A 25,327-nucleotide genomic window follows, 5' to 3' on the forward strand; every position below is an offset into this window, starting at 1 on the left:
ATAATCCCAACTGTTTAATCAGAATTAAAAAAGGAGAACTTCTCAACGAAGTTCTCCTTACATTCAATATACTTTGCACTTCTTTTTATAACTCCAAATCCACATCGTGTTTTTCAACCCATGGTAAACCATGGATGTTGAGCTGTTCCATAAACGGATCGGGGTTAAACTCCTCAACGTTTAATACTCCCGGTTGTTTCCAGATGCCCTGGAGGTACATCATGGCACCAATCATACATGGCACACCGGTTGTGTAGCTCACAGCCTGTGTTCCGGTCTCTTTGTATGCCATCTCGTGGCTGCAATTGTTGTAAACGTAATAGGTCTTCTCTTTTCCATCCTTAATACCCCGTATGCGGCATCCGATGGAGGTCCATCCTTTGTAGTTCTCACCTAAATCACCCGGATTTGGAAGAACTGCCTTCAAAAACTGTATGGGAACGATTCCAACTCCGTTATACATCACCGGCTCAATGCCTGCCATTCCAATGTTCTGAATCACCCGCAAATGGGTGAGGTATTCCTGGCCAAAGGTCATCCAGAAACGTGCCCGTTTAAGGGTTGGGAAGTTTTTTACCAACGATTCCAACTCTTCATGATAGATGAGGTACGACTCCTTTGGTCCAATCTCTGGGTAATTAAGCGGTTTGTGTATCTCATGTGGCTCTGTGTAAACCCACTGGCCGTTTTCCCAATATTTCCCTTTTTGTGTCACCTCCCGGATATTGATTTCCGGATTGAAGTTGGTGGCAAAAGCTTTTCCGTGATCACCGGCATTGCAATCCACAATGTCAAGATAATGAATCTCGTCGAAGTGGTGCTTTGCTGCATAGGCGGTAAAAACGCTGGTAACACCGGGATCGAAACCGCATCCCAAAATGGCTGTCAGTCCGGCATTTTTGAATTTTTCCTGATAAGCCCATTGCCATTTGTACTCAAACTTGGCTTCGTCTTTTGGTTCGTAGTTGGCGGTATCCAGGTAGGAAACACCGGTTTCCAGACATGCATCCATAATGGTGAGATCCTGATAGGGAAGTGCAACGTTTACCACCAAATCAGGTTTAAAACTGTTGATGAGCTCCACCAGTTCCGGCACATTGTCAGCATCAACCTGTGCTGTTTTAACGCGATTTCCGCCAATTTGAGCGGCTATGTCATCACATTTGCTTTTGGTACGGCTGGCCAACATGATTTCTGAAAACACATCGGGTAAACCTGCCATTTTATGAACCACCACGGTTCCAACGCCTCCGGCGCCAATTACAAGAACTTTACTCATTTTTAATATTCTGTTTTTCCGGTTAATTCAACTTTTTGCAAAGGAATAAAAAATATTGTGATTTAAACAATAGTATATTTGCCTTTTCAAGATACGAAATTCAGGTGAAATATAAAAACCATCTGTTAGTAGTGGACGAAAAGAGCCCTCGTTTCAGGGCTCTTTTATCTAATATTTAATCGATGCTAGTTGTTTATCATTACTTTTTTTACATCGTACCCGTCAATATGCAAAAAGTAAACACCGCTGGCGTTTACAGAGATTTTGGATACACTGTTTGTAAGTGTTTTTTGAGTGATTAAGTGCCCGGATAGATTATAAACCCTTGCGTTTACAGGATTTCCCATTGATTTGTGAATGTAGATGTTTTTCTGATGGGTGTGGACTAAAAACTCACTGGTCTCTTCATTGATGTTTGTTCCTTCTGATACGTGTATGGTATTTGATGATTCGGTACGAATTCCGCTTACTTCACGTGATACATTGTACGAATACTGTTTTTCAGGGTTGAGGTTGACAACTTCGTAGAAGTTGTCAAAAATATCATCCTGCGAAAACAGAAGTTCTGCTTCTCCATTGTCGTGCTCATACACGTGAAGTATATAAAAATCGGTATCCTCCATAGCTTGCCAATTGGCCTGGAAACTTGTCGCCGTAACATCAGTAGCCGGCAGAGCGGTTGGTGGTACAATCTCATCTTCGGCAACACTTTGACCATGAATGTTAACTGTGACGCTACCATTCATACCTCCATCAGAAACAAGGATGGTGGCAGAATGCAATCCTGTGGCTTGGATTGGGGAGTATGTTATCTGGAGTTCATAGCCTTCCGGCCGGTTAGCAAGTGCGGATGATATTTCGTTTATGCTTATGGAGAAATATGCTGAATTGGCACCATACAGGAACAGAGAGAGTGACTCAGAAAGGTTGTTCCCCCTGAAAAAGAGCGAACGGGTAGCGGTTTGTCCTTTTACCACTGTTCCAAATGCTACTTCGGTATTGTTGGTTGGGGTGATTAAAACCGACTGATAATCACTAATATCTATAATCCACTCTTCACTTTTTTTGTTGCCCCAAATGTGTTCTGCAAGTTCCGGAAAATCAATGAATGGATTTCGGTTTCCCTGTATACGGAATACCTCTTCATTTCTCTCAATCTCTTTTACACTCACCGGGTCTTCCCTGTGCCATTGCAGTAACAGATTAATGGCCCACTGCTGATAAACAGGGTAAGTGTTGGTCTGAAGCATGGTGAAATTTCTCCAGCGGTTGACATAATCCTGATAGCGTGTGGCCATATATAAATAAGCTCTTGCAAAGTCACCTTTATATTCGTCATCCGGCTCAAATACCAGCCCTGTGTACCCGGGGAAGATGTTTTGCCCCACTTTTGTCATGCCATTGTAATAGGTGGGATTGGAGCCAACCACACCAAGTGGATGGTTTGATTTTGCCATATTGGCCTCTGCATCGGAGGGAAATATATGATTGATATCGGTATAGGCTGCCAAGGATTCATCCCTAGTGCCATCCCACCAACTTACCGGAAATGAGTGTTCCCTGTTCAAACCTCTGGTTGTGTTCAGAGTTCTGATAACAGGGGAGTACATGTCCCATACAGTTCCGTCTTCGCGTTCATCAGTCTGTCTAAAAATCACCCACAGAGCACTGTAACTTAAGTTGGTGTGGTATTTAATGATTTCGTATAACGCTGATTTTAATTCGGCTTCTTTCTTACCAACTGCATTGTTATAATATCCATGCGGGTTTTGAGAGAGCAGTATGGATACTGTCAGTAAAAAGAAAATGGTGAATTGAAGTCTTAGAAATCTTACCATATATGATTAATTTAAAACAGAGGTTTATGAGATAAACCTCTGTTTTTATACTTTATTTTTTTGAAAAGGTTATTCTTCTATTTCGCCGGTCAATTTGATGTTATCAAGTCTGAATCCCACTAAATTCTTGCCTTCTTCTCCAATGAACTCAATTTTCAAAGGACTTTCAGCTGTGATGGTTTCAGAAATGGTAATGGTGCTGTACGTGTTGCTGGATATATTGACGGAAGGAACAGTTACTTCAGTGTCATTTATCTTTACAATTAAACTGTTGGCATTGGTTGAATTGTTTCCTGTAAAATCATAATGTAACTGCACATTGGTAAATCCTGAAATGTCAATTCCTTCAATAACCAATTCACTATCACCAACAGGCAACCAAACGTGTGCATTCATTGATGCTGTGGATCTGATATCAGCACGCTCCCAACTGTCTGAGAAAGTGACGTCCTGATTGTCAAAATCATCAAAATCATTGATTTTAGGACGTTCTCCAAAAGGATAATCTCCATCTCCAAAAGTTTCAAGGAAGATTACATCACCTGTAGGATCGCCCGGATCGCCCGGATCGCCCGGATCACCTGGATCACCGGGGTCGCCCGGATCAGAACCTTCACCACTTAAAACAAACGGGTCGTCGCTCTCAATGTCTCTTAAGCCTGCTATACCAAAATAATTACGCAGATTGCCGTACACTTTCAATTTCTTGCCTTTGTTTTCCGGATTGTCTGCCAAATTCACCTGTGAACGCAGATCTGTACCTGCCGGTAAATTCACGGCAATGCAGTTGTTGTAGTCCGTTTCATTTGGATCGTCGGCCAATAATACATTGGTGAAACTTGGGAAAGGCGCATTGAATGTAACATCATTACTGGAGTTAACCGTTGACACCTGATTAACTACTCCCACTATGTAACCTTCTACCCATGTGAAAAGGTTGAGATTTTGATTTACCAATGCTTCTGCTATGGAAAGAGGATCATCAAAATTACCATCTCCGTTCCCTGGATCTTGTCCTTCACTTCCCTCTCCGCTGATCACATAGAACTCATTGATTTGCCAGGTTCCTGCTCTAGATGTTGTTGAGAGGTATTTGAACGCAATGTGAATTCCATCCTTGCCGGTGAATTCTGACGGAATATTTAATCGTCCGCTGTTTGCCCAATCGTACCATGAACCACCCGATGAATAATTCTGGATGATGATTTGTGTCCAGCTGGCTGAATTTGGATCCCCACCTGTGTAATCGTCACTAATCCATAATGTGTGATCGCTGTTGTTGTCGCCATATCTGCTTACATGTTCAAAAGTAACATGTGCGGCATGATATTCTGTGAGATCAATAGCAGGAGAGATTAACCAATCTTCGTTTTCGTAGCGGGTTTGCGTAGCATTTACATAACCACTCATGATGGCGTAATTGTATTGGCTGTTTGCCTCCCACTCCTGTGCACCAGTCACGCTATAGGTGGTGAACGGACTCAAAGTAGTACTGAATGGTACGTACAGAATCTCTTCGCCGGTGGAGCCAAATTTATAGTCGGCATCAGATCCGGTGGCTACTTGAACTCCGGCAGCACCTAAAATATTTTGCAGCGAACCCCTTACCTGGACTTCACGACCTAAATTACCTTCATTGTCTCTCAGGTTCAGAACTGAACGCATGGATGAACCTTGTGGTAGATTTACCACCAGCAAGTTCTCCCAGTCTCTTTCTTCAGGCGATTGAGCGATAACAATATAATTCTGTGTAATAAACATTTCGAGATCAGGATCAGGTTCAAACGCAATGTCATCATTACTGGTTACAGGATTTTCATCGTTTATACCGGGTTGAAGTGTTCCGACAATGTACCCTTTTACCCAACCTGTTTTGTTGTTGTCTTGGTTATCAATTGCATAATTTACCGACCAGGGAGAACCTTCAAGTCCCCAACCATCGGGATTTTCTTCAAAATTAACATCATGGATGTCTCTTACCATCAACTGAACTGTGTTGTTAAACACAGTCAATATTCCGGTTACGCTGCCGATTCCAGAGGGAATGGTATCTCCGGCAAAGTTGGCAGCGCTGCTCATTCTGGCCGTCACAGTTTGTGAAGAATTGGACGAGAATCGGATAATTCTGTTCAGTGTTTGAATGTTTCCTTCCTGTGTTGGGAACGAATATCTTTGCCCGGCATCATCAAAATAGACGCCATCCAACCTTACAAGTCTTCCATAGTATTCAGTCCTGATGTTGTTTGGGGTCAGTGACATGGGGACAACGGCTTCCGGATCGGGGTAGTCATCCTTAAACAGATGTTGTCTGGACAATTCCCAAGGAATTTGTCCAATGGAATAGTTTCCGTCGTTATCTCTGGAAAACCTGTATCCCAATTGCTGCATTCCGCCATACTGTCCCATATACAATCCGGACGCTTCGATATAGACGTTTTGTCCAACTCTTAAGTCGTTGTAAATATTGTTGCGGTCAATGGCCACCAATAAACCTCCGGTTTCGTCCTCTATGAAAATTTGTTTGTATAAATTTCCGGAAACATCATTGGCTGTTACAACCCCTGAAATAACCTCATTTCCGGTTACCTCTTCCAGTTGTCCACTATATTTTGCCTTAAACTCCTGGATGGATATGTTTGACTCTCCCTGATATTGAGGTCTGTCATGGGGTGGTGTGTCAAAATTCTCATCCCGGCATCCACTGAAAAGTATCAGGATGATTATAAACAGAGTTGATAGCTGAATGAGTGATTTCATATGTGTGAGATTATGTCTTGAATATGTTTTCATCGTCAAAAATCTATGTTGTTAAAATCTTAAGCCTACATTTAAAAAGAAGTTACGTCCAAAGGAGTAGTAATATTTTCCGGGAAACGCATCAATTGAATAGTCGTTAAAATCGAATCGTCCCTGCTCAAAACCACCGGTTTTGAGGTCGGTCTTATTTAGAATATTATTCACATTAAAATTGATGCTCAAAAAATATCCTCCATCCAAACGGAAAGATCTTCCGATAGAGGCATCCAACGTGCCGCCAGCATCAAATTTTTCCTGGGCTACAATTTCATTGACTCTGGCTGATCGCTCTTCCTGAGAGTAGGCAGGAAATTGTGTTACAGCCTCGGTTCTCCTGATGGGAGTCAGTTGAATGTAGTTTCGGTCGAAATAGTTGTAGCTGACCTCCACAAAAGTAAAGCTGGGGTGTGAATAGTTCAATCCAATTGAGCCCGCTGTTTGTGGGGTTCCACCCACAAAAAAGTTTTTAAGGTAAACAGTTTCTGTTTGGTCTGGCTGACTGGCATTTTCATAAGTGATATAACCTGTTGGCCTGTTTTGGTACCTATACTCAGCAATGGTTCCAAGAACCCTGGCATCCAGATTGGGAGTCAGTTTGATTGAGGCACCCAATTCCACTCCTCTGTGAACTTTCCTGACACCTGTCATCACATAATTTACAAAGGTGCGATAGGCATCGTGGTAAAAGCTGTTCAGTTCACTTTGATCATAAAAATTGGTTTGAAACACAGAAATACGTCCCGATACAGCCGGCATGGCAACAATATAGCTGGCATCTATTCCTGCAATGCGCTCGCTTGACAACTCAGGTATGGCATTGTCTTTGGTTCTTGCCGATAGGTACGAATTAAATGGGAGAGGAGCTTTTGTTTGGTAAATGGCATTGGCTGCAACCATGTGTCGCCCTGTAATTTTGTAATTACCACCGGCTTTAAACCCTTGATCAATAAAATTATGCACTTCTCCTTTGCCATATGAATTCTCCGGTGCTCTACCGTTTCTCATGTTTCCATCTCTGTAAAAACCGGTATATGAGAGTTGTGCTGCATAGAAAAGTTCGGCTCGTGGAAATTCAAACTCATTTTGAAACCAAATGGATGCACTGTTTACGTGCATATCGTAATCGTAACCAAATACATCTCCTTCCCGAACTTGTCGGTTTGGATTGTTCATGTCGTTTTGAATACGTTGCGGATCACCCTGAAAATCTCTTTCGGCAAACTGATCCACATCCAGCCAATACTGAGCACCTAAAAGGTCGTTTACAGTTTTGTAAGACATTCCTTTTGATTTTTTTGCCTCAATGCCTATGTTGATGGTTTGAACATCGTTTACCCGGGTTCTGAAATGAGAATTGAAGGTCATCTCCATTAAATCGTTGTGACGCTCTTCCACCATGTACAAACCGCGATCACGATCGCGGTTTACGTCGTAAAGCCTATCCCAATTCACCTGGCGAACAGAGACGTCTCTTCTCCATTGTTGTCGGTATAATTCCTGAATTTCAGGCATGTTCTGATAGCTTGGAAGATATCGGTAGTAGTCCGGTCGTGGATCGGCCGCGTTATACCAGTTGAGAGCGGTGGTTCCGTATTGGTTATATCTTAAACCAATTCCCGACATCAGTTCTGTGTTTCTGTTAATGGTCCAAACGTGCGATAAAATCACAGCAGGATCATACGACGTTGCAACCCTGGCGTTTCTTTTTTCTCCGTTCTGATATCCCCAGTTGGGATTATAATAGGTGTTGTCCAACAAGTCATAAACCTCATCAAAGGAAGGCCCCTGCATGCCTCTCTGAGTAGGTGCACCAAATGTAGTGAAAGAGAGAGAGTGCTCATTGTTTGTTCCCAACAGTTTTTCCACAGAGAGGAAATAGCCAAAGCTATTGTAAAAAGTACCTTCAACATAACCTTCTCCTGCCCAACGGTATCCGATTGAAGTTGTAATGGCAACATTGTTTTCCATCAGTCCGGTAGAGTAAATACCCATGCCCCGAAGCGTATAGTTTCTGTTTGTGTAGGATGCGGTAACTCTGCCTCCTGGATGATATGAGGTTGAACGTGTGTTGATGTGGTTGAGTCCGCCCAAATCCCCAAATCCATATCGGGAATTGGTAATTCCCATGGTCACGTCCCGGTTTCTTACAGCATCGTTAAGTCCTCCCACCATTCCAAAATTAAATCTGCCACGAATCTGGTCGTTAAAGTTAACCCCGTTGATGTAAGTGCGGGTATACTCATGATCAAATCCTCTCACGGCAAATCGAGTGGCTCCAAATTTAAATGCCGATTGCGAAAGATACAAATCCTGCGAAGCACTTAGCAAGCCAATGATGTTTTGAGATGCCATATCTCCATCTTCATCAACGTCGAAAAAATCCATGGTAGGAATGTCTCCAAAATCTGTGGTGGCTTCCATCATATGAATGTCTCCCAGATTCTGCATCCGCCCGGGTACAGTCCTGATTACACGGATAAACTCTTCGTAATCCGGGTGTGAGAAAGTGATTCGGAACTCTTCTCCACCTGCTAGTTGAAGCGAAAAAGATCCATCTTCGAGTGTTGATGTCCCAACATTGAGGCCCTCAGACTGTATTGAAACATCAGGGATTCCTCTGCCTGTAAAGGTGTCGATAACTCTTCCGCTTATGCCGGTTTCCTGTGCTTTTACCAAAAAGCCAGCCAGAAGAAAAGCTATTAATGTAAATGTAAATTTATTCATGAAAAGTATTACTTGATTTATGGTATTATATGAACGATTTTAGCAAAACAAACCTGAGACAAAACTGTTCCTTTTTTTTGTGTTTTTAAAGTTGTTGATGTTAAATATTTGTCAACACATTACCCCTGTTGAGATGGTTCGATTCCATTGCGGAAAATAAATAATATATTTGACTGGGTTAGTTTATTTAAGATTAAAATTGGGAAATTGTTTTCAATTAATTGATTGCAATGTTCAAAAAAAACAGTAAAAAGATGGTGATTTTTATCACTTTTGCCTGATAATTATTTTAATATCTTTGAGATGGATGATGGATATAGTTGGCACTATAATTGGAAGTAAGGATTAAATTCAAATATAAGAAAAATTAGGAATATGATTTTACCGAAGAATCGTTGTTTTTTTGTTGTAGTAGCATTGATGTTGCTGTTTGGTGCAACACAATTCAGTTATGCTCAGCAAACGCGTGCCGGGGTTATTGCGTTTTACAATCTGGAAAACCTTTACGATACAATAAACGATCCCAACATCAGAGATGATGATTTTACTCCCGAAGGAGTAAAAAGATGGAATTCTCCAAAGTATTGGGAAAAAATCGATCGATTGGCTGAAGTCATTTCTAAGCTGGGTTCTCATGAAAACATTCCGGGTCCAGCAATTATAGGGTTGTGTGAGTTGGAGAACAGAGCAGTTCTTGAAGATTTGGTTCAAAACGAACGGATACGCCACCTTAATTACCAAATAGTACATCATTACGGACCCGATCGTCGAGGGATGGATGTTGCATTGCTTTATCAGCCACGTTATTTCAGGGTGACCAGTTCCAGATCGGTACCACTGGAATATTACCGGGAAGATGGAAGTCGACTTTACACCCGGGATCAACTTTTGGTTTCAGGAGTTTTTGATGGTGAACCCATGCATTTTATTGTGAATCATTATCCCTCCCGTTGGGGAGGAGAAGAAAGAAGTAGGCCATTGCGCGTAGCAGCGGCTCAACTGTCAAGAGCATTGGTAGATGAAATTCTCGATGATGATCCTGATGCAAAGGTTATTGTTATGGGAGATTTTAATGACGATCCCATCAATGAAAGTATAAAGGTTCACTTAAACGCTCATGGAAATCAACGAAGACTGGAAGAAGGACAACTTTACAATCCTTTTGAGCCGCTGCATCGCAGGGGAGTTGGTACGCTTGCATATAGGGGACAGTGGAACCTGTTTGATCAGATTTTATTAACTCAGAGTTTTCTTAACAGGGATCAGGAAGGATACAGGTACCATTCCGTAAGAGTGTTCAACGAATCTTTTTTAACCAGAGATGAAGGACGGTTTAGGGGGTATCCGTTTCGATCTTATGTGGGGAATCAATACATGGGAGGATACAGCGACCACTTCCCTGTTTACATTGTTTTGGTAAGAACACTGCATTAAGTGCTAGTGTCATGTCGACCGTTAAGTTTCGGGTTAACCTGGTGCGTTTGGCGGTTCCCGCTTGGGAGTCAGGGGTGAGCGAAGGAGAAACTTCAAATTTGACTTGACACTATTTTTGGTCAGAATCAATGGTTAGAACTGGCATTGACCAGTTGTAGCGGATAGAGAGCAATCTAATGGTAATAATAACTCCGACGGTTAATAGTTGGTTAATTCCTGCCTCCAGTCCCAACCATCTCAGAGCCAGATAAACTAATGCTCCGGCAATACATGCCGTGGCATAAATCTCTTTTTTAAAGATCAATGGAACTTCATTGGTCAGGGTGTCGCGAATAACACCGCCCACTACAGCCGATGTTACCCCCATTAAAATTGCTACAGCAGGGTGAACCCCAATCATCAGAGCTTTTTCCAGCCCGATGATGGTGAATACGCCAATCCCAATTGTATCGAATAAAAACATGGTTCGGCGCAATTTATTGAGTGTTTGCCTGAAAATGATGGCCACAACAATCCCTGTCATAATAACAGCCAGGTAGTGCCAGGTACTGAGCCACGTTACGGGAGTTACGCCAATCAGAAGATCTCTTGTTGTTCCTCCACCAATTGCCGTAACAACGCCAATAAACATGGCGCCAAACAGATCCAGTCGTTTTTCGGCAGCTGTAAGTACGCCACTCATGGCAAATACCATGGCTCCAATATAATCAAGGAGTGTGAATATGAACATATTAATTTGCGTTATACCAAAAGGCGAAATTCTTCATTAGAATTTCGCCTTTATCTTTGTTATAATATTAGCCTGCATTATTCACAAATTATCTATTACGATGCTCAACTACCTACTAAATCTGGACGTCCTCAATTAAATTGATTTGAAAATAATTCATTATTCCCTTCATCAATTTTCTTTGCGGTTGTCCATATTTATTGGTATTTGATCATCTCATTAAGACAATTCATAAATAAAGCAGGTTTAGGTTACCCGAGGATTTAGTTTTTCCACTTTCCCCCGTTACGTTTTCCACTGCTTCTTTTTGAAGGCATTACGTCCATAGGTTGCACCATCAGGCTCATCCCTTTGTAACGTGCTCTTCTAAAAGCTTTAATCAAGTGCTTTTCATGCTGACTGTCGGCCTCAAAGAACGAAACTTTTTTCTGAATATCAATCTTGCCAATGGCGATTTTTTTATCAGGTGTTTGTCTGTTGATGATGCTGATCAGTACATCAGGACGCAAATCGTTTTTAGATCCAACGTTGATGGAGTATTTAGCAAATTTTTCACCAACACCTCTTCTGGGACCTCTATTCTCAGTTGTTCTGGCTCTTCTGCCTGTGTCGACATTCAAATCAGCAGTACCCTGATAATCTTTGTGAAGCCTGTTAAAGTTATGAGCAATCAGTTTTTTAATAACTTCTTCTTTGCTTAACCCTTCAAACATCATTTCAACAGACCTCAGATACTGGTCTGCATCAAAACCTTCCGGTTCCGATTGAGAAATTTCTCCCATAAAGTTAATCAATCTTTTTTCGAACACCTCTTTTCCGCTTGGAATGGGCGTGTGAATGAATTTGTGTCCGGCCTGTTTTTCCATAAAAGATAAACGTCTGGCTTCGGCAGGAGCAAGAATCGCAATGGATTTTCCTTTTCTTCCGGCACGACCAGTTCGACCGCTTCGGTGTATGTAATTCTCAGGATCATCCGGCAAGTGATAGTGGATGACGTGGGTCAGATTATCAACATCCAAACCTCTGGCTGCAACATCAGTTGCTACGAGAATCTGAAGATTCCTGTTTCTGAAACGTCCCATGACGTAATCTCTCTGAGCCTGTGATAAATCACCATGAAGTGCATCGGCATTGTAACCGTCACCCATTAGTTTATCAGCAATATCCTTGGTTTCCTGGCGAGTTCTGCAAAAAACAATTCCGTATATATCCGGGTTGATATCAGCAATTCTCCTTAAAGCTTGGTATGTGTTTGGTGGAGATGTAACACAATACTCATGACTGATATCAGTATTGGATGTGTTTTGACGGCTAACCGATATGGTATGCGGATTTTGCATGTGTTTTCCGGCCATTCTGTTAATATCCGGAGGCATGGTTGCCGAAAAAAGCAAGGTCTGTTTTGAATCGGGGGTTTGATCCAGGATGGCATCCATCTCATCTTTAAAACCCATTTTCAGCATCTCATCGGCTTCATCCAGCACTAAGAAGCGAATGCTTGACAAATTGAGTTTTCCACGGTTTACCAAGTCATTAACCCTTCCCGGGGTTCCAACTACAATATCACACTTTTTACGGATGGCAGAAATCTGCTCATAAATAGGTGCTCCACCGTAAACCGGTACGATGGAAATGTTCATGGCCAGTGTAAACGACTTTAAATCATTTGTGATTTGAAGACATAGCTCCCTGGTTGGACATAAAATGATGGATTGTACACCAACCATTTCTGTGTCCAATTTATGAAGAATGGGTAAACCAAAAGCAGCGGTTTTTCCTGTTCCTGTTTGAGCCATGGCAATTAAATCCTGCTCTGAGTTCAATAAAAATGGAATGGTTTGTGATTGAATAGGTGTTGGCTGAGTGAATCCGAGCTTTTCAACTGATTCAAGAATTTCGGGACGTAATCCCGTTTCAATAAATGTTTGCATTAGAAATTTGAAAATAATTAATAGAGCAGTCAGCTATACGTTGTCTGACTGAAGCCCGGTCTCGCCATCTGATATAAAAGTTTCCGGCTGTTGAGAATACCATGACCGGGAAAAGTGGTCTGTAGTTCCGGAAAATCAGGCTGCAAAAGTAGTGAGTATTTAATTATTAATTGCATGAATCACCAGTTAAATGACCTTGTTTTAGGTTTTTTTATGATGTGTGTGAAAAAAAAATGCTTCATCTGATACAAGTTATTGCTAAAAGCTATATCTTTGACCCTACCAGACCAGAACACTATGGCAAAAAAGAAGAAAGTCTTTAAGTTTCAATTAAATACCGGAGAAGATGTACCTAAATTCCGGCAACTGATCGATTCAGTTAATCATGCAATTTCTGAGAACAGACTCAGTGTGGGTGATCATTTGCCATCGGTCAACCAGATTTGTAAGGAGTATAGTTTGAGTCGTGATACGGTATTTAAGGCTTATTCTATTCTTAAGGAACAAGGTGTTATTGATTCAGTGCCTAACAAAGGTTACTTTGTTGCCCGTGAGGTTCGCAGAGTTTTTCTTTTCCTCGATACTTTTAAGGCATACAAGGAGGTTCTATATGACTCCTTTACCAAGAATCTTCCAACAAATGTTATGGCCGATGTGCATTTTCATCACTACAATATAGATGTTTTTCGCCGGCAAATTGAAGAGAGTATAGGGAAGTACTCTAAATACGTTGTTATGCCTTTTGATGCACCTGAAATGCATCAAATCCTTGAAATGATACCATCAGAGAAGTTGCTGATTGTCGATTGGAACATCTATTCCAAACCAACCAGCAACATGTTGTATCAGGATTTTGGGCAGTCTGTTTTTGAAGGCCTTCAAAGCGTTTCGCACTTAATCAAGAAATATCGGGAAGCTGTTTTTCTTTACCCGGACTATACTAATCATCCATACGAATCGGTAGAGTATTTTAGTAAATATTGTATTGAAAATAACATTCCGTATGTAGTTTCCAGAGATCCCGAAACCTTTGAAGTAAGGGATGGCGTCGTTTATTTTAGCGTTAGCGATCGGATGTTGGGAAAATTTCTCGACCAATGTAGGGAGAAAAAACTCGAGCCAGGTGTGAATACCGGAATTATTTCATATAACGAAACACCTATGAAAAAATTTATATATAAAGGCATTACCGTGATTACCACTGATTTTAAATTGATGGGACAAAAGGCTGCTGAGTTTGTTTCAGGAGATACAACGATGCAATATTGTGTGCCAACACGAGTATTGGTGCGCGAATCCTTGTAAAAAAACAATAATATTAAACAGAACAGAACAGACTGAAAAATTATGTATACTTTAGGAATTGATGTAGGAAGCTCTTCAGTGAAAGTTAGTTTATTGAATCTTACAAATGGAAAATGTGTTGCTTCAGCATTTTATCCATCTGAAGAGATGCCAATCCTGGCAGTTAAAGCCGGATGGGCAGAACAGGAGCCATTGCAATGGTGGGAAAATATGAAAAATGCCCTTGCTGATGTGCTGAAAAACGCTGCCATTAATAAAGCTGAAATAAAAGCCATAGGTATATCTTATCAGATGCATGGATTGGTTGCCTTGGATAAGAATGGCGATGTTGTAAGACCTTCGATTATCTGGTGTGACAGCCGTGCTGTTGAGATAGGCGATAAGGCTTTCAAGGAGTTGGGAAGTGACTACTGCTTGAACAGTTGTCTGAATTCTCCCGGTAATTTTACTGCCTCAAAACTAAAATGGGTAAAAGAAAATGAACCGGAATTATACGCCACCATTGATAAAATTATGCTTCCTGGTGACTACATCGCCTATCGCCTTACGGGGGAAAGGCAGACTACTGTCACAGGATTGTCGGAAGGAATTATGTGGGATTTCAAAAAAGAGAGTGTAGCCAATGATTTGTTTGATTACTATGGCTTTTCCTCTGATTTAATTCCGGAAATCGTGCCGGTTTTTTCTGAACAAGCAAAAGTTTCAGATACGATTGCCGCTGAATTAGGTATTCCTGCCGGAATTCCAGTGAGTTATCGCGCAGGTGATCAGCCAAATAACGCATTCTCTTTAAATGTGCTTGAGCCGGGTGAAGTAGCAGCGACCGCTGGTACATCGGGTGTTGTTTATGGCGTAAATGATCGTCTTGCCAGAGATGAGCAATCACGGGTTAACACTTTTGCGCATGTTAATCATAACGATGAACAAAAGCGTTTGGGTGTATTACTCTGTATAAATGGAACTGGGATTCTCAACTCATGGTTAAGAAGGAATGTAGCAGGAGGTATTGATTATCCTGCTATGAATGATGAAGCTATGAAAGTTTCTGCAGGCGCTGATGGATTATTGTTTTATCCATTCGGAAACGGAGCAGAGAGAGTTCTGGGAAATGCCAATCCCGGAGCAGAACTAAAGGGTTTGAGTTTTAATATTCACAATCAATCTCATGTGTTGAGAGCGGCGCAGGAAGGTATTGCTTTTAGTTTCCGTTACGGAGTCGATATCATGGGAGAGATGGGGATTAAAACTTCAGTGGTACGTGCAGGTAAGGCTAATATGTTTTTGAGTCCTTTGTTCCGCCAAACCATGGCAAATGTCTTGGGAGCACAAATAGAGCTATATGACACCGACGGTGCATTAGGTGCTGCACGTGGAGCAGCTTTAGGGGCAGGTTTGTATAAAAATGCTTCCGAAGCATTTGATAACTTGACATGTCTTGAAACCATTCAACCAAACAAGGAAATGAATGCGGTTGAAGATGCCTACAAAAATTGGAGATTTAATTTAAAGTTCTAACAGATTAATTATTTTATACTATGAGCGTTACTTTAGGAAACAAAGAGTATTTTCCCGGAATTGGGGAAATTAAGTTCGAAGGAAAAGAATCAAAAAATCCTTTGGCATTTAAATGGTATAACGCAGACCAAGTGGTTGGCGGTAAAACCATGAAAGAGCATCTGCGCTTTGCAGTTTCATATTGGCATACCTTCTGCGGATTGGGTGGAGACCCATTTGGTCCTGGTACACAAAAGTATCCTTGGTTAGGAGCTGGTGATGCAATCGAAGAGGCTAAAAATAAAATGGACGCCGCATTTGAGTTTTTTACCAAATTAGGTGTACCTTATTACTGCTTTCACGACATTGACTTAGTAAGTGAAGGATCTTCAATTGCTGAGTACGAGAAGAACATGCAATCAATTGTTGACTATGCCAAAGCCAAGCAGGCTGCTTCAGGCGTTAAACTGTTGTGGGGAACTGCCAACGTATTCAGCAATCCTAGATATATGAACGGAGCTTCAACCAATCCTGATTTTGCTGCTTTGGCATACGCCGGAACACAGGTTAAGAATGCCATTGATGCTACCATTGCTTTGGGTGGTGAAGGTTATACTTTCTGGGGTGGTCGTGAAGGTTACATGAGCCTTTTGAATACCAATATGAAACGTGAACTCGAACATATGGGAAGATTCCTTACTATGGCTCGCGATTATGCTCGTAAGCAAGGTTTTAAAGGATGCTTCTATATTGAGCCAAAACCAATGGAGCCAACCAAGCATCAGTATGATTTCGATTCAGCTACTGTTATTGGTTTCCTTCGTCAGTATGGTCTAGAGAAAGATTTCAAAGTTAACATCGAAGTAAACCATGCGACTCTTGCTAGCCATACATTCCAGCATGAATTGCAGGTTGCTGCTGATGCAGGTATGCTTGGTTCTATCGATGCAAACCGCGGTGATTACCAAAACGGATGGGATACCGACCAGTTCCCGATCAATATTTATGAAACTGCTGAAGCCATGCTTGTTATTCTTGAGGCAGGAGGTTTCCAAACTGGTGGTGTAAACTTTGATGCAAAAATCCGTCGTAATTCAACCGATCTTGAGGACATCTTTATTGCTCATGTATCAGCAATGGATGTTTTTGCTCGCTCTCTTGTTATTGCTGATAAAGTTTTTAGCGACTCAGATTACAAAAAGATGCGTGCTGCTCGTTATGCCTCTTATGATAGCGGCAAAGGTGCCGAATTCGAAGCTGGTAAATTAACCCTTGAAGATCTGCGCAATTTTGCAGCTCAAAATGGAGAACCTGCCAGAATCAGTGGAAAGCAAGAGTTGTACGAACAACTTATCAATCTTTATATCTAATTTTTTACGAGATAGCCGGAGTTGTCCGGCTATCTTCATTTGATTCCTTATCATTCTTATTCAGAGTTAGTTAAAACAGATCCCAAATCTTGATTTAAATCTTTTAGAATGCAGAATAATGGTCAGAATAAGTTATATGTTGTTGGTTTAACCCTGGTTGCAACACTTGGTGGGTTGTTGTTTGGTTACGATACAGCAGTGATTTCAGGAGCAGAAGGTTCGCTTCAGGTCTTTTTTGCACATGCCCTCGGATTGAATGATTTTGTCCACGGAATTACGACATCAAGCGCTTTAATTGGATGTGTAATTGGTGGTGCTTTGTCGGGAATTTTCGCAAATCGCTTGGGTAGAAAAAGAGCCCTGCAACTTGCTGCCTTTCTGTTCTTTACATCAGCTATAGGATCCGCTTATCCTGAGATGTTTCTGTTCCCATTCGGGGAGGCATCTGTTGGTTTGCTGGTCACTTTTAATATGTTCCGTGTGCTTGGAGGTATCGGAGTTGGCCTGGCTTCAGCCATTTGTCCAATGTACATAGCTGAGATTGCTCCCGCAAACATCCGAGGACGTTTGGTTTCTCTCAATCAATTTGCCATTATCTTTGGTATGTTGGTTGTTTATTTTGTGAACTGGGGAATTGCTCAGGGGCAGCCTCTCGAATGGATAAACAGCATCGGATGGCGATGGATGTTTGCTTCAGAAGCCATACCTGCAGCCCTTTTTGGTACTTTACTTTTTCTGGTACCTGAAACGCCTCGTTATCTTGCCCTAAACCGGGAAGATGATAAGGCCATGTCTATTCTGACCCGAATCAACGGTCGGGATAGAGCACAGGAAATCATGACGGAGATAAAATCTACCGTTAAAGTCTCGGCAGCTAAAATATTCTCTTATGGCAAACTTGTTGTAATTATCGGTATACTCTTGTCGGTGTTTCAACAATTTGTTGGCATAAATGTAGTACTCTATTATGCACCACGGATATTCCAGACGATGGCTGGTAGTGCAACTGATGTTTCAATGATGCAGACTGTCGTTATGGGAGTGGTGAACATTCTGTTCACAGTGGTGGCTATTATGACAGTAGATAAATTTGGTCGTAAACCTCTTTTGATAATAGGTTCCATAGGTATGGCCATCGGCATGTTTGCCATTGGACTGATGTCCTATTATCAGATTATTGGAATTGGCACCCTGATTTTCATCATTGTTTATAGTGCATCATTTATGATGTCATGGGGACCTATCTGCTGGGTTTTAATTTCTGAAATCTTCCCCAACAACATCAGAGGAAAAGCCGTTGCTATTGCGGTGGCTGCTCAATGGATTGCAAATTTTATGGTGAGTTCTACATTCCCGTTTCTTATTAGTGTAAATGAAGCATTTACTTATGGCTTATATGGAGTGATGAGTGTGATCTCTGCCATATTTGTCTGGAAAATTGTACCCGAAACCAAAGGGAAGACATTGGAGCAAATGGAAACCCTTTGGAAAAAATAGTCCTTTTTTTTCATAGATTTGGTTTGGAACCGGAATTCTTAAAGAAGAGTTCCGGTTCTTTTTTGAGAAAGAATGTTTATTACAATAATTCACAGATTAAAAGTTAGGTTTTGTTTCACTGCTGACCGGCGAATCAATTTAGATTTCTCGCTCTGCTCGAAATGACAAAATTTTCAGGAGGTCAAGATGGGTAAAGGGGTGTTGGCGACTTCGCCGTAATAACCCCTTCATCTCTCAAAACGTAACAGCTTGTCATTGCGAGCGATGCGAGAAATCTATTTTTTCTGGTTGGGTGTGCGACAATTAACCAAATGGTTATTAAGGGCAACCAAATAATCATAAACTTTGATCAAGCTGAACTGCCAATCTAATGGTCGGTATACCCCCATATTCAGTTGTTACTTTTGAAATGGAATAATTAATTCCAATTTTATAAACATTTTACACCCCTTGCACCTTTATGTGCAAGGGGTGTTGTTTATAGTTAAACTGAGAATGCACCAAACCATCAACAATATACTCAGAACCATCAACAATAAACTATTAACCCCTTTACCTCAACCTCAAACCTCAAACCTTGAACTTTAAACCCTAAACTTCCAACTCAGTATTATTATTGCTAAATTTGAATTTTTGACAGGATTTTAAAAACAATCAACAATGCAGGATGTTAATTATATGTTCGTTCCTTTAAAAGGATATGAGCAATTTGAAGCCACTACCCAAATCATCATTGCTGAGATTATTAAACGGGAGTTGCCATTTGAAATCATCGATGAACATAACAACCTGATTTCAGTCAACTACAACAACCGTGAATTCATTATTCATGAAGGAACCATATCGGATGCCAACAGCTTGATTGCCTATTGGATATCTAACGATAAGTGGATGACTAAGCAATTTCTTAAACGTGCAGGTATCTCTTGTGCTCAAGGCGCTGTTTTAAAGAAGGACTATTCAGTAAACGACCTATCCGGTTTGCAGTTTCCGGTTGTGGTAAAACCTGCCAATACTGACCATGGTATTGCAGTAAGCACCAATCTTAAAAGCATGGAGGATGCTGAATCGGCCATTGAATTGGCTTTTGGATATTCCGACAGGGTGATTGTTGAAGAGTTTTTTACAGGCCGTGAATATAGGTTTCTGGTAGTGGATGATGCTGTACGTGCCATTGCTTACCGTGAACCTGCCAATGTTACCGGAGACGGAGTTTCAACCATTGCGCAGCTGATTGAAGTTAAAAACAGCGGACGCGGGGAAGATTACACCCATCCGTTGTTAAAAATAAAATCAGACAGGGAGGTGTTGCGTCATCTTTCTGAGCAAAGTTTGACGCTTAACGATGTTTTGGAAGAGGGACGAAAAGTTTACTTGCGTGAAAACTCCAATCTCAGTACGGGTGGCGACAGCATTGACGTGACCGATGAAATGCCGCAATTTTATATGGAAGTTGCAGTAAATGCAGCCCGCTCTGCGGGACTGCGACTGGCAGGAATTGATATCATCATAGATGATATTAAAGGTAATCCTTCGGCAAAAAGCTATATTGTGGTAGAGTTGAATGCTCCGGCCATGCTAAGTATGCACAATTATCCCTACAAAGGAAAAAACAGGCACGTGGAGAAGTATGTGCTGGATTGTATTCTCAGTGGGAAGTAAGTGTTTATCTCCTTAATCTAATCCATCAGACTGATATTTTATATTCTGAGACTTTTTTAATATGTTTTGAGAGACTGTTTATATGAATTAATAGATTTTTAGATATAAGATTAATAGACCGATAGACAAGAATATAATAAGTATTATACTCTTCTAATTACCTTTTTATCTATTCTATCTGTCTTTAAACTCAATATCTTCACATCTAAATTTTTTAGGAACAAAATTAAACAGACACATTTTTTTTAATAGATACATAAACGTGGAGATAATCGAAAATAAAGACCAGTTAATCCGCTACTTTGAGGCGGGGAGTAAACCTTCCGGTCGATGGGGAATTGGTACGGAACATGAACAATTTCTGTTTTTGAGAGACCCGATGATAAGAGCCACTTACGATGGCTCTTACGGTATTGCTGCCATCATGCAATACATGCAAAAAAACGATGACTGGGAACCGGTTACGGAGTCGGGTAACATCATCGCCCTTAAGAAAAATGGCGCTTCCATTACCATCGAACCGGGCGGACAATTCGAATTGTCCGGCAGCAACTTTAAAACTGTTCATGAAACAAACAGAGAGACCCGTCTTCACTTCGATATGCTTAAGAATATTTGCAGAGATTTTGGAGTTAGCAGTCTCTGTGTCGGATTTGACCCGCGAAGCACCCGTGAGCAGGTGCCATGGATGCCCAAAAAACGCTACGAATACATGCGGAATTACATGCCTACCCGGGGAACTCTCGGTTTGGATATGATGACTCGTACTGCTTGTATTCAGGTTAATCTGGATTACGGGAATGAGCAGGACATGGTGAAAAAAATGCGTGTTGCACAGGCGTTTCAGCCGGTTATTACGGCCATTTTTGCCAATTCGCCATTTACCGAAGGCAAGCCAAATGGTTATTTAAGCTACAGAGCGCGCGTTTGGGACGATACCGACCCCGACCGTTGCGGATTTCTCCCGCTGGTATTTGAAGAAGGATTTGGTTTTGAACGTTGGGTGGATTACTTACTGGATGTGCCAATGTACTTCTTCTATCGCAATGGAGAATACCTCCCTTCCGGCAACATCACTTTCAGGCAGTTTATGAGCGGCGATCACCACCTGAAGCCAACAATGGAAGATTGGGATACTCATGTTTCTACAGTTTTTCCGGATGTGCGGTTGAAAAGATTCATTGAACTGCGCGGTGCCGATGCCGGTTGCATCTCTCACATTGTGGCACTTTCGGCACTTTGGGTGGGACTAATGTACGACGAACAAAGTCTGGATGAAGCCTGGAACATGGCTTCACAATGGAATCTGGAGAACTTAAAAGAGATTCGTAACCAAGTGCCCAAATTGGGACTTAAGTCCCAATCAGGCAATTTGAATATGCTGCAAATAAGTCGTGAAACGGTACGAATGGCATCCGATGGACTTTCCCGAAGAGCGAAACTTCTTGGAATAGAGGATGAAGGTTGTTACCTTCATCCGGTTAAAAGGATTGTTGATTCAGGTATTACCCAGGCTGAACAACTTTTGGAGAAATATCACACAATATGGAAACAGGATGTTTCTGAACTTATAAAGGATTGTCCCGGCACCAATGATAAGTAAACTTCGATTTCTTTTAAAATATGCCCATCAATACAGATGGTGGTACACGGGTGGTATTTTGTTTATGGCAATTACCATTGGTGTTTCTGTAACCATACCCGAATACATTCAGAAAAGCATCGATTTAATTGGGCAAGGCCGGGATGGTAATCAGGGTACGTTTTACAACTATGTTTTAATGATTCTGTTGCTGGCTTTGGTGTTAATCCTTGTCAGAACCATGTCGCGGATTCTCTTTTTTATTCCCGGCAGGCTGATTGAAAAACAGCTGAAAGGAGAGATGTTCAGAAAATTGACATCTTTTGGGAAGCCATATTTTGACAAAAACTCATCCGGAAGCATCATTTCCAGGATTAACAACGACATTAACGGGGTTCGCATGATTATCGGATTTGGACTCATGCAAATGGGGAATGTGATTTTTTCCTTGTCGGTTACTCCTTATAAAATGTGGAATATGTCGCCGGCTCTTACGTTGTACTGCGTTCTTCCGCTCGTGGTGGTTTTTGTCATTGTAAGGGTTGGTATGGCTGTGATGGTGAAAAATACCCGTCGACGCATGGATTCTTTACAGAAATTATCTGGAAAGACGGTGTCATTTTTATCGGGAAATGGGGTTATAAAAAGCTACAACATTCATAAATGGGCAGAGGAGAAAGTGGATGAAGAGAATGTTTCGCTTTTTGATTTTACCATGAATATTGCCCGTGTTCGATCTTTTGTACTTCCATTGCTGGCCAATCTGGAGCAAATTCTGAAAATAGTGATTTTGTTGGCCGGAGGGATGTTCGTGATAAATGGCACTTTTACCATTGGTCAGTTGGCGGAATTTATTGCTTACGCGGCATTGCTCTCTCACCCAATCATGGGATTGGGATGGGTGCTAACAGTTTTCCAGCAGGGTTTTGTAGGAATATCAAGCCTTCAAACCATAATGGATGAAAAAGGAGAGGACGATGAAAAACCGGCTTTGAAACAGAGTGAAGTCAACACCCTGTTTAAACAGGGTGTTTCGGTGCGAAATCTAACTTATCAATATCATAATGGAAATGAAGCGGTTTTAAAAAACATCTCTTTTGATATAAAACCGGGGCAAGTGGTTGGAATTACCGGGAAACTGGGATGTGGCAAAACCACTTTGGTAAACTGTCTCAACGGATATTTAAAACCTAATAAAAACTCTGTTTTTTTCAATGGTTATGATGCGGCGTTGTTAAGGGGACAGGACATTCGAAAGGTGGTAAAAACGGTAAGTCAGGAAGTCTTTCTTTTCTCCGATACCATTGAGAACAACATCACTTTTGGTTCGGGAAACATGCCCGAGAATGAAAAGGTAAATCAAGTTATTTTCAGAAGTGCTCTGGCAGATGAAATTGCACGTTTCCCCGGACAGGAACGTACAATGGTGGGAGAGAAGGGCATAATGTTGTCGGGTGGTCAAAAGCAAAGAATCAGCCTGGCCAGAGCGCTTTATACAAAATCTGATTTGCTGATACTTGACGATGTATTTTCCGCTGTGGATACCGATACGGAACGGTTTTTAATTAAGCACATTTTTGAGAATCGGGTCAACGAAACCATCCTGGTGGTTTCCAACAGAATAAGTGTATTGGAGAAGGCTGATTTTATAATTGTTTTGGAGGATGGTGAAATGGTCGCTTCAGGAACACATAGGGAGTTGATGAAGAAATCATCTTACTACCGTGAAACGTCAGAATTGCAGGATAATAAAGAATAGCAGGTGCAATGGCAGGAATGATTAAACGCATACTAAAAACCAGTGACTGGGGATTAATCAGAAAATTTGCCGGTTATTTTAAGCCTTATAAAAAGTGGGTGGTATTGAGTGTTGCCTCAATTCCAGTTACCACGGCGGCAGGCATCATGTTTTTGTGGCTGGTTGAAAAAATTGTGGATGATTACATTTTACCCGGTGATGCGGAAGGTTTAAAGCTATATGCCATATTACTTGGAGCCGTGTTGGTGGTGAACTATTTGTTTGATGGTATATACAGTTATGCATTTTCAAAGGCCGGAAATATGGCCATAGTTGATATGCGGCGAGAATTATTTGGACGCGCGTTGCGTTTTCCAATGAAATATTTCGATAAAAATCCCATCGGCGTGACTTTGTCACGCCTTACAAGCGATATGGAGTCCATTTCAGAGTCGTTTGCAGCGGGGATTTTGGGACTTCTTGCCGATACCATTAAAACATTGGCGTTGTTAACTTACCTTTTTGTTCTCAATTGGCAGTTAACATTGATTTTATTGGTTGTGGTGCCTCTCATTATAATGGTCATTCGCTATTTGCGACGAAAAATACGCAAGGCCTTTAATGAATCCCGCACCAGTTTGGCTAAATCTGCAGCATATTTGCAAGAATCGTTAAATGGGATTAAAACCATTCAGCTTTATGCCGCCGAAGATGAAACATTTGAGAAATACGACCGGTTGAATCAGCAATATTGCCAGTCGCAGAATCGGTCAAATGTATATGATGCGGCTTTATACTCTACCGTTGAAGGGATTACGTCCATCGCCACTGCGTTGGTAATTTGGTATGGTGCCGTACTAATCTGGAATTTTGATTTTACCATTGGTGTGCTTATAGTTTTTGTAACTACACTTGGCCGACTTTTTATTCCCGTGCGGCAGTTCACACAGCAAATCACCACCATTCAAAGGTCACTGTCGGCACTGGAGCACATCAATGTGCTATTTGAGCAGGAGGAGGAAGAACCCCGCGCAATTTCGGTTGAGCATGAACCTAAGCCCCTGGATTTTGAAGAAATTGAGTTTCGCAATGTGTTTTTCAGCTATGGAGCGGACTCTCCCGATGTTTTAAAGGATGTTTCCTTTAAACTTAGGAAAGGGGAGCGTATTGCACTTGTTGGAACCACCGGTTCCGGAAAATCGACCATTATTCGTTTGTTGAGCAAGGCATACAGCGGATATCGCGGCTCTATTATCATAAACGGACAGGAGTTGCGGGACATTCCCCTAAGCAGAGTGAGAGAAACCATTTCGGTAATGCAGCAGGATATTTTCATGTTTAACGATACAGTCTCCTTTAACATTGGTCTCGGACGGGAAGGTGTTACCTCAGATAAAATTGAAAATGCTGCACAGTTTGTTTATGCTGCGCCGTTCATCGAGAGACTTCCCGGAAAATATGATTTTGTGATTCAGGATAATGGTGATAATTTATCGAAGGGACAAGGCCAACTTATTTCATTTGCCAGAGCCGTGTGTTCCGAAAGTGAGTTGATCATACTCGACGAAGCCACCAGTGCCGTTGATTCATTAACAGAGCAATACATACAGAAAGCCATAGGCAACATTTTTTCATCAAAAACCGTTATTGCTGTTGCACACCGGTTGAGCACCATCCGTCACTCGGATTTAATTCTGGTGATGGAAAACGGTGAGATTGTTGAAAGAGGCAACCACACAGAATTACTTGGAAAAGGTGGAAAATATGCCAGCCTCCTGCATCAGTTGGATGAGAGGAGGGAGTAGTTTTTTTTTTATAGTTTATAGTTGTGGAGTTCATGGTTCATTAACCGTGTCTTTCCATGATATAAGTTGACAAGAAAATTGTTAATAACTTTTTAATTGGACAACAAACATGGGAACAAACAGCAATGAAAGAATCCGTACA

The 25,327-nt window shown here is 41.4% G+C and carries 15 protein-coding genes; 9 read left to right on the forward strand and 6 right to left on the reverse strand.

Going from position 1 to position 25,327, the window contains the following annotated elements; all coding sequences use genetic code 11:
* Positions 1 to 85: 85 nt before the first annotated feature.
* The 4 genes from EV194_RS16360 to EV194_RS16375 all read right to left on the reverse strand — a co-directional run bounded on the left by EV194_RS16360 (position 86) and on the right by EV194_RS16375 (position 8,637).
* Positions 86 to 1,279, reverse strand: a complete 1,194-nt coding sequence (locus tag EV194_RS16360; protein ID WP_132435530.1) for a saccharopine dehydrogenase family protein — start codon at positions 1,277 to 1,279, stop codon at positions 86 to 88.
* Between the two features lie 185 nt (positions 1,280 to 1,464).
* Positions 1,465 to 3,117 (reverse strand): endonuclease, encoded by a 1,653-nt coding sequence (locus EV194_RS16365; RefSeq protein ID WP_132435532.1) that lies wholly within the window; start codon positions 3,115 to 3,117, stop codon positions 1,465 to 1,467.
* A gap of 69 nt (positions 3,118 to 3,186) precedes the next feature.
* Positions 3,187 to 5,874: a DUF5689 domain-containing protein gene (locus EV194_RS16990; protein WP_165921919.1), complete on the reverse strand. Its 2,688-nt coding sequence runs from the start codon at positions 5,872 to 5,874 to the stop codon at positions 3,187 to 3,189.
* 51 nt (positions 5,875 to 5,925) lie between these two features.
* A complete protein-coding gene (locus EV194_RS16375) occupies positions 5,926 to 8,637 on the reverse strand; it encodes a carboxypeptidase-like regulatory domain-containing protein (protein WP_132435534.1) in 2,712 nt (903 codons plus the stop codon).
* Positions 8,638 to 9,012: 375 nt separating this feature from the next.
* Between EV194_RS16375 and EV194_RS16380 the strand changes: the two genes are divergently transcribed.
* Positions 9,013 to 10,071, forward strand: coding sequence for an endonuclease/exonuclease/phosphatase family protein (locus EV194_RS16380; protein ID WP_132435536.1), 1,059 nt, complete (start codon positions 9,013 to 9,015; stop codon positions 10,069 to 10,071).
* 109 nt (positions 10,072 to 10,180) lie between these two features.
* Here EV194_RS16380 and EV194_RS16385 read toward each other — a convergent pair whose 3' ends face one another.
* Both EV194_RS16385 and EV194_RS16390 read right to left on the reverse strand, forming a co-directional pair.
* Positions 10,181 to 10,801 (reverse strand): trimeric intracellular cation channel family protein, encoded by a 621-nt coding sequence (locus tag EV194_RS16385; protein WP_132435538.1) that lies wholly within the window; start codon positions 10,799 to 10,801, stop codon positions 10,181 to 10,183.
* A 263-nt stretch (positions 10,802 to 11,064) separates the two neighbouring features.
* Positions 11,065 to 12,732, reverse strand: coding sequence for a DEAD/DEAH box helicase (locus tag EV194_RS16390; RefSeq protein WP_132435540.1), 1,668 nt, complete (start codon positions 12,730 to 12,732; stop codon positions 11,065 to 11,067).
* Between the two features lie 297 nt (positions 12,733 to 13,029).
* On the opposite strand from EV194_RS16390, the gene EV194_RS16395 reads away from it, so the two are divergent.
* The 8 genes from EV194_RS16395 (at position 13,030) to EV194_RS16430 (ending at position 25,185) form a co-directional block, all read left to right on the forward strand.
* A complete protein-coding gene (locus EV194_RS16395; protein ID WP_132435542.1) occupies positions 13,030 to 14,037 on the forward strand; it encodes a GntR family transcriptional regulator in 1,008 nt (335 codons plus the stop codon).
* 42 nt (positions 14,038 to 14,079) lie between these two features.
* The gene (locus EV194_RS16400) at positions 14,080 to 15,552 is read left to right on the forward strand and encodes a xylulokinase (RefSeq protein ID WP_243699436.1); all 1,473 of its coding nucleotides are present in this window, start codon (positions 14,080 to 14,082) and stop codon (positions 15,550 to 15,552) included.
* A gap of 20 nt (positions 15,553 to 15,572) precedes the next feature.
* Complete coding sequence (gene xylA, locus EV194_RS16405; RefSeq protein WP_132435546.1) at positions 15,573 to 16,901, forward strand: xylose isomerase; 1,329 nt, start codon at positions 15,573 to 15,575, stop codon at positions 16,899 to 16,901.
* Positions 16,902 to 17,009: 108 nt separating this feature from the next.
* Positions 17,010 to 18,398 (forward strand): D-xylose transporter XylE, encoded by a 1,389-nt coding sequence (gene xylE, locus EV194_RS16410; protein ID WP_132435548.1) that lies wholly within the window; start codon positions 17,010 to 17,012, stop codon positions 18,396 to 18,398.
* 660 nt (positions 18,399 to 19,058) lie between these two features.
* Positions 19,059 to 20,060: a glutamate ligase gene (locus tag EV194_RS16415; RefSeq protein WP_132435550.1), complete on the forward strand. Its 1,002-nt coding sequence runs from the start codon at positions 19,059 to 19,061 to the stop codon at positions 20,058 to 20,060.
* Between the two features lie 262 nt (positions 20,061 to 20,322).
* Positions 20,323 to 21,663 (forward strand): glutamate--cysteine ligase, encoded by a 1,341-nt coding sequence (locus EV194_RS16420; RefSeq protein ID WP_243699437.1) that lies wholly within the window; start codon positions 20,323 to 20,325, stop codon positions 21,661 to 21,663.
* Complete coding sequence (locus EV194_RS16425; protein WP_132435554.1) at positions 21,653 to 23,401, forward strand: ABC transporter ATP-binding protein; 1,749 nt, start codon at positions 21,653 to 21,655, stop codon at positions 23,399 to 23,401. The genes EV194_RS16420 and EV194_RS16425 overlap by 11 nt, the downstream gene beginning before the upstream one ends.
* An 8-nt stretch (positions 23,402 to 23,409) precedes the next feature.
* Positions 23,410 to 25,185: an ABC transporter ATP-binding protein gene (locus tag EV194_RS16430; RefSeq protein WP_243699438.1), complete on the forward strand. Its 1,776-nt coding sequence runs from the start codon at positions 23,410 to 23,412 to the stop codon at positions 25,183 to 25,185.
* Positions 25,186 to 25,327: the final 142 nt, after the last annotated feature.

The organism is Natronoflexus pectinivorans (assembly GCF_004345615.1).
Lineage (GTDB): Bacteria > Bacteroidota > Bacteroidia > Bacteroidales > Marinilabiliaceae > Natronoflexus > Natronoflexus pectinivorans.

Excerpts from the sequence above, each read along its gene's own strand:
- EV194_RS16360 (WP_132435530.1), bottom strand. The coding sequence starts at position 1,279 with ATGAGTAAAGTTCTTGTAATTGGCGCCGGAGGCGTTGGAACCGTGGTG.
- EV194_RS16365 (WP_132435532.1), bottom strand. The coding sequence starts at position 3,117 with ATGGTAAGATTTCTAAGACTTCAATTCACCATTTTCTTTTTACTGACA.
- EV194_RS16990 (WP_165921919.1), bottom strand. The coding sequence starts at position 5,874 with ATGAAATCACTCATTCAGCTATCAACTCTGTTTATAATCATCCTGATA.
- EV194_RS16375 (WP_132435534.1), bottom strand. The coding sequence starts at position 8,637 with ATGAATAAATTTACATTTACATTAATAGCTTTTCTTCTGGCTGGCTTT.
- EV194_RS16380 (WP_132435536.1), top strand. The coding sequence starts at position 9,013 with ATGATTTTACCGAAGAATCGTTGTTTTTTTGTTGTAGTAGCATTGATG.
- EV194_RS16385 (WP_132435538.1), bottom strand. The coding sequence starts at position 10,801 with ATGTTCATATTCACACTCCTTGATTATATTGGAGCCATGGTATTTGCC.
- EV194_RS16390 (WP_132435540.1), bottom strand. The coding sequence starts at position 12,732 with ATGCAAACATTTATTGAAACGGGATTACGTCCCGAAATTCTTGAATCA.
- EV194_RS16395 (WP_132435542.1), top strand. The coding sequence starts at position 13,030 with ATGGCAAAAAAGAAGAAAGTCTTTAAGTTTCAATTAAATACCGGAGAA.
- EV194_RS16400 (WP_243699436.1), top strand. The coding sequence starts at position 14,080 with ATGTATACTTTAGGAATTGATGTAGGAAGCTCTTCAGTGAAAGTTAGT.
- xylA (WP_132435546.1), top strand. The coding sequence starts at position 15,573 with ATGAGCGTTACTTTAGGAAACAAAGAGTATTTTCCCGGAATTGGGGAA.
- xylE (WP_132435548.1), top strand. The coding sequence starts at position 17,010 with ATGCAGAATAATGGTCAGAATAAGTTATATGTTGTTGGTTTAACCCTG.
- EV194_RS16415 (WP_132435550.1), top strand. The coding sequence starts at position 19,059 with ATGCAGGATGTTAATTATATGTTCGTTCCTTTAAAAGGATATGAGCAA.
- EV194_RS16425 (WP_132435554.1), top strand. The coding sequence starts at position 21,653 with ATGATAAGTAAACTTCGATTTCTTTTAAAATATGCCCATCAATACAGA.
- EV194_RS16430 (WP_243699438.1), top strand. The coding sequence starts at position 23,410 with ATGGCAGGAATGATTAAACGCATACTAAAAACCAGTGACTGGGGATTA.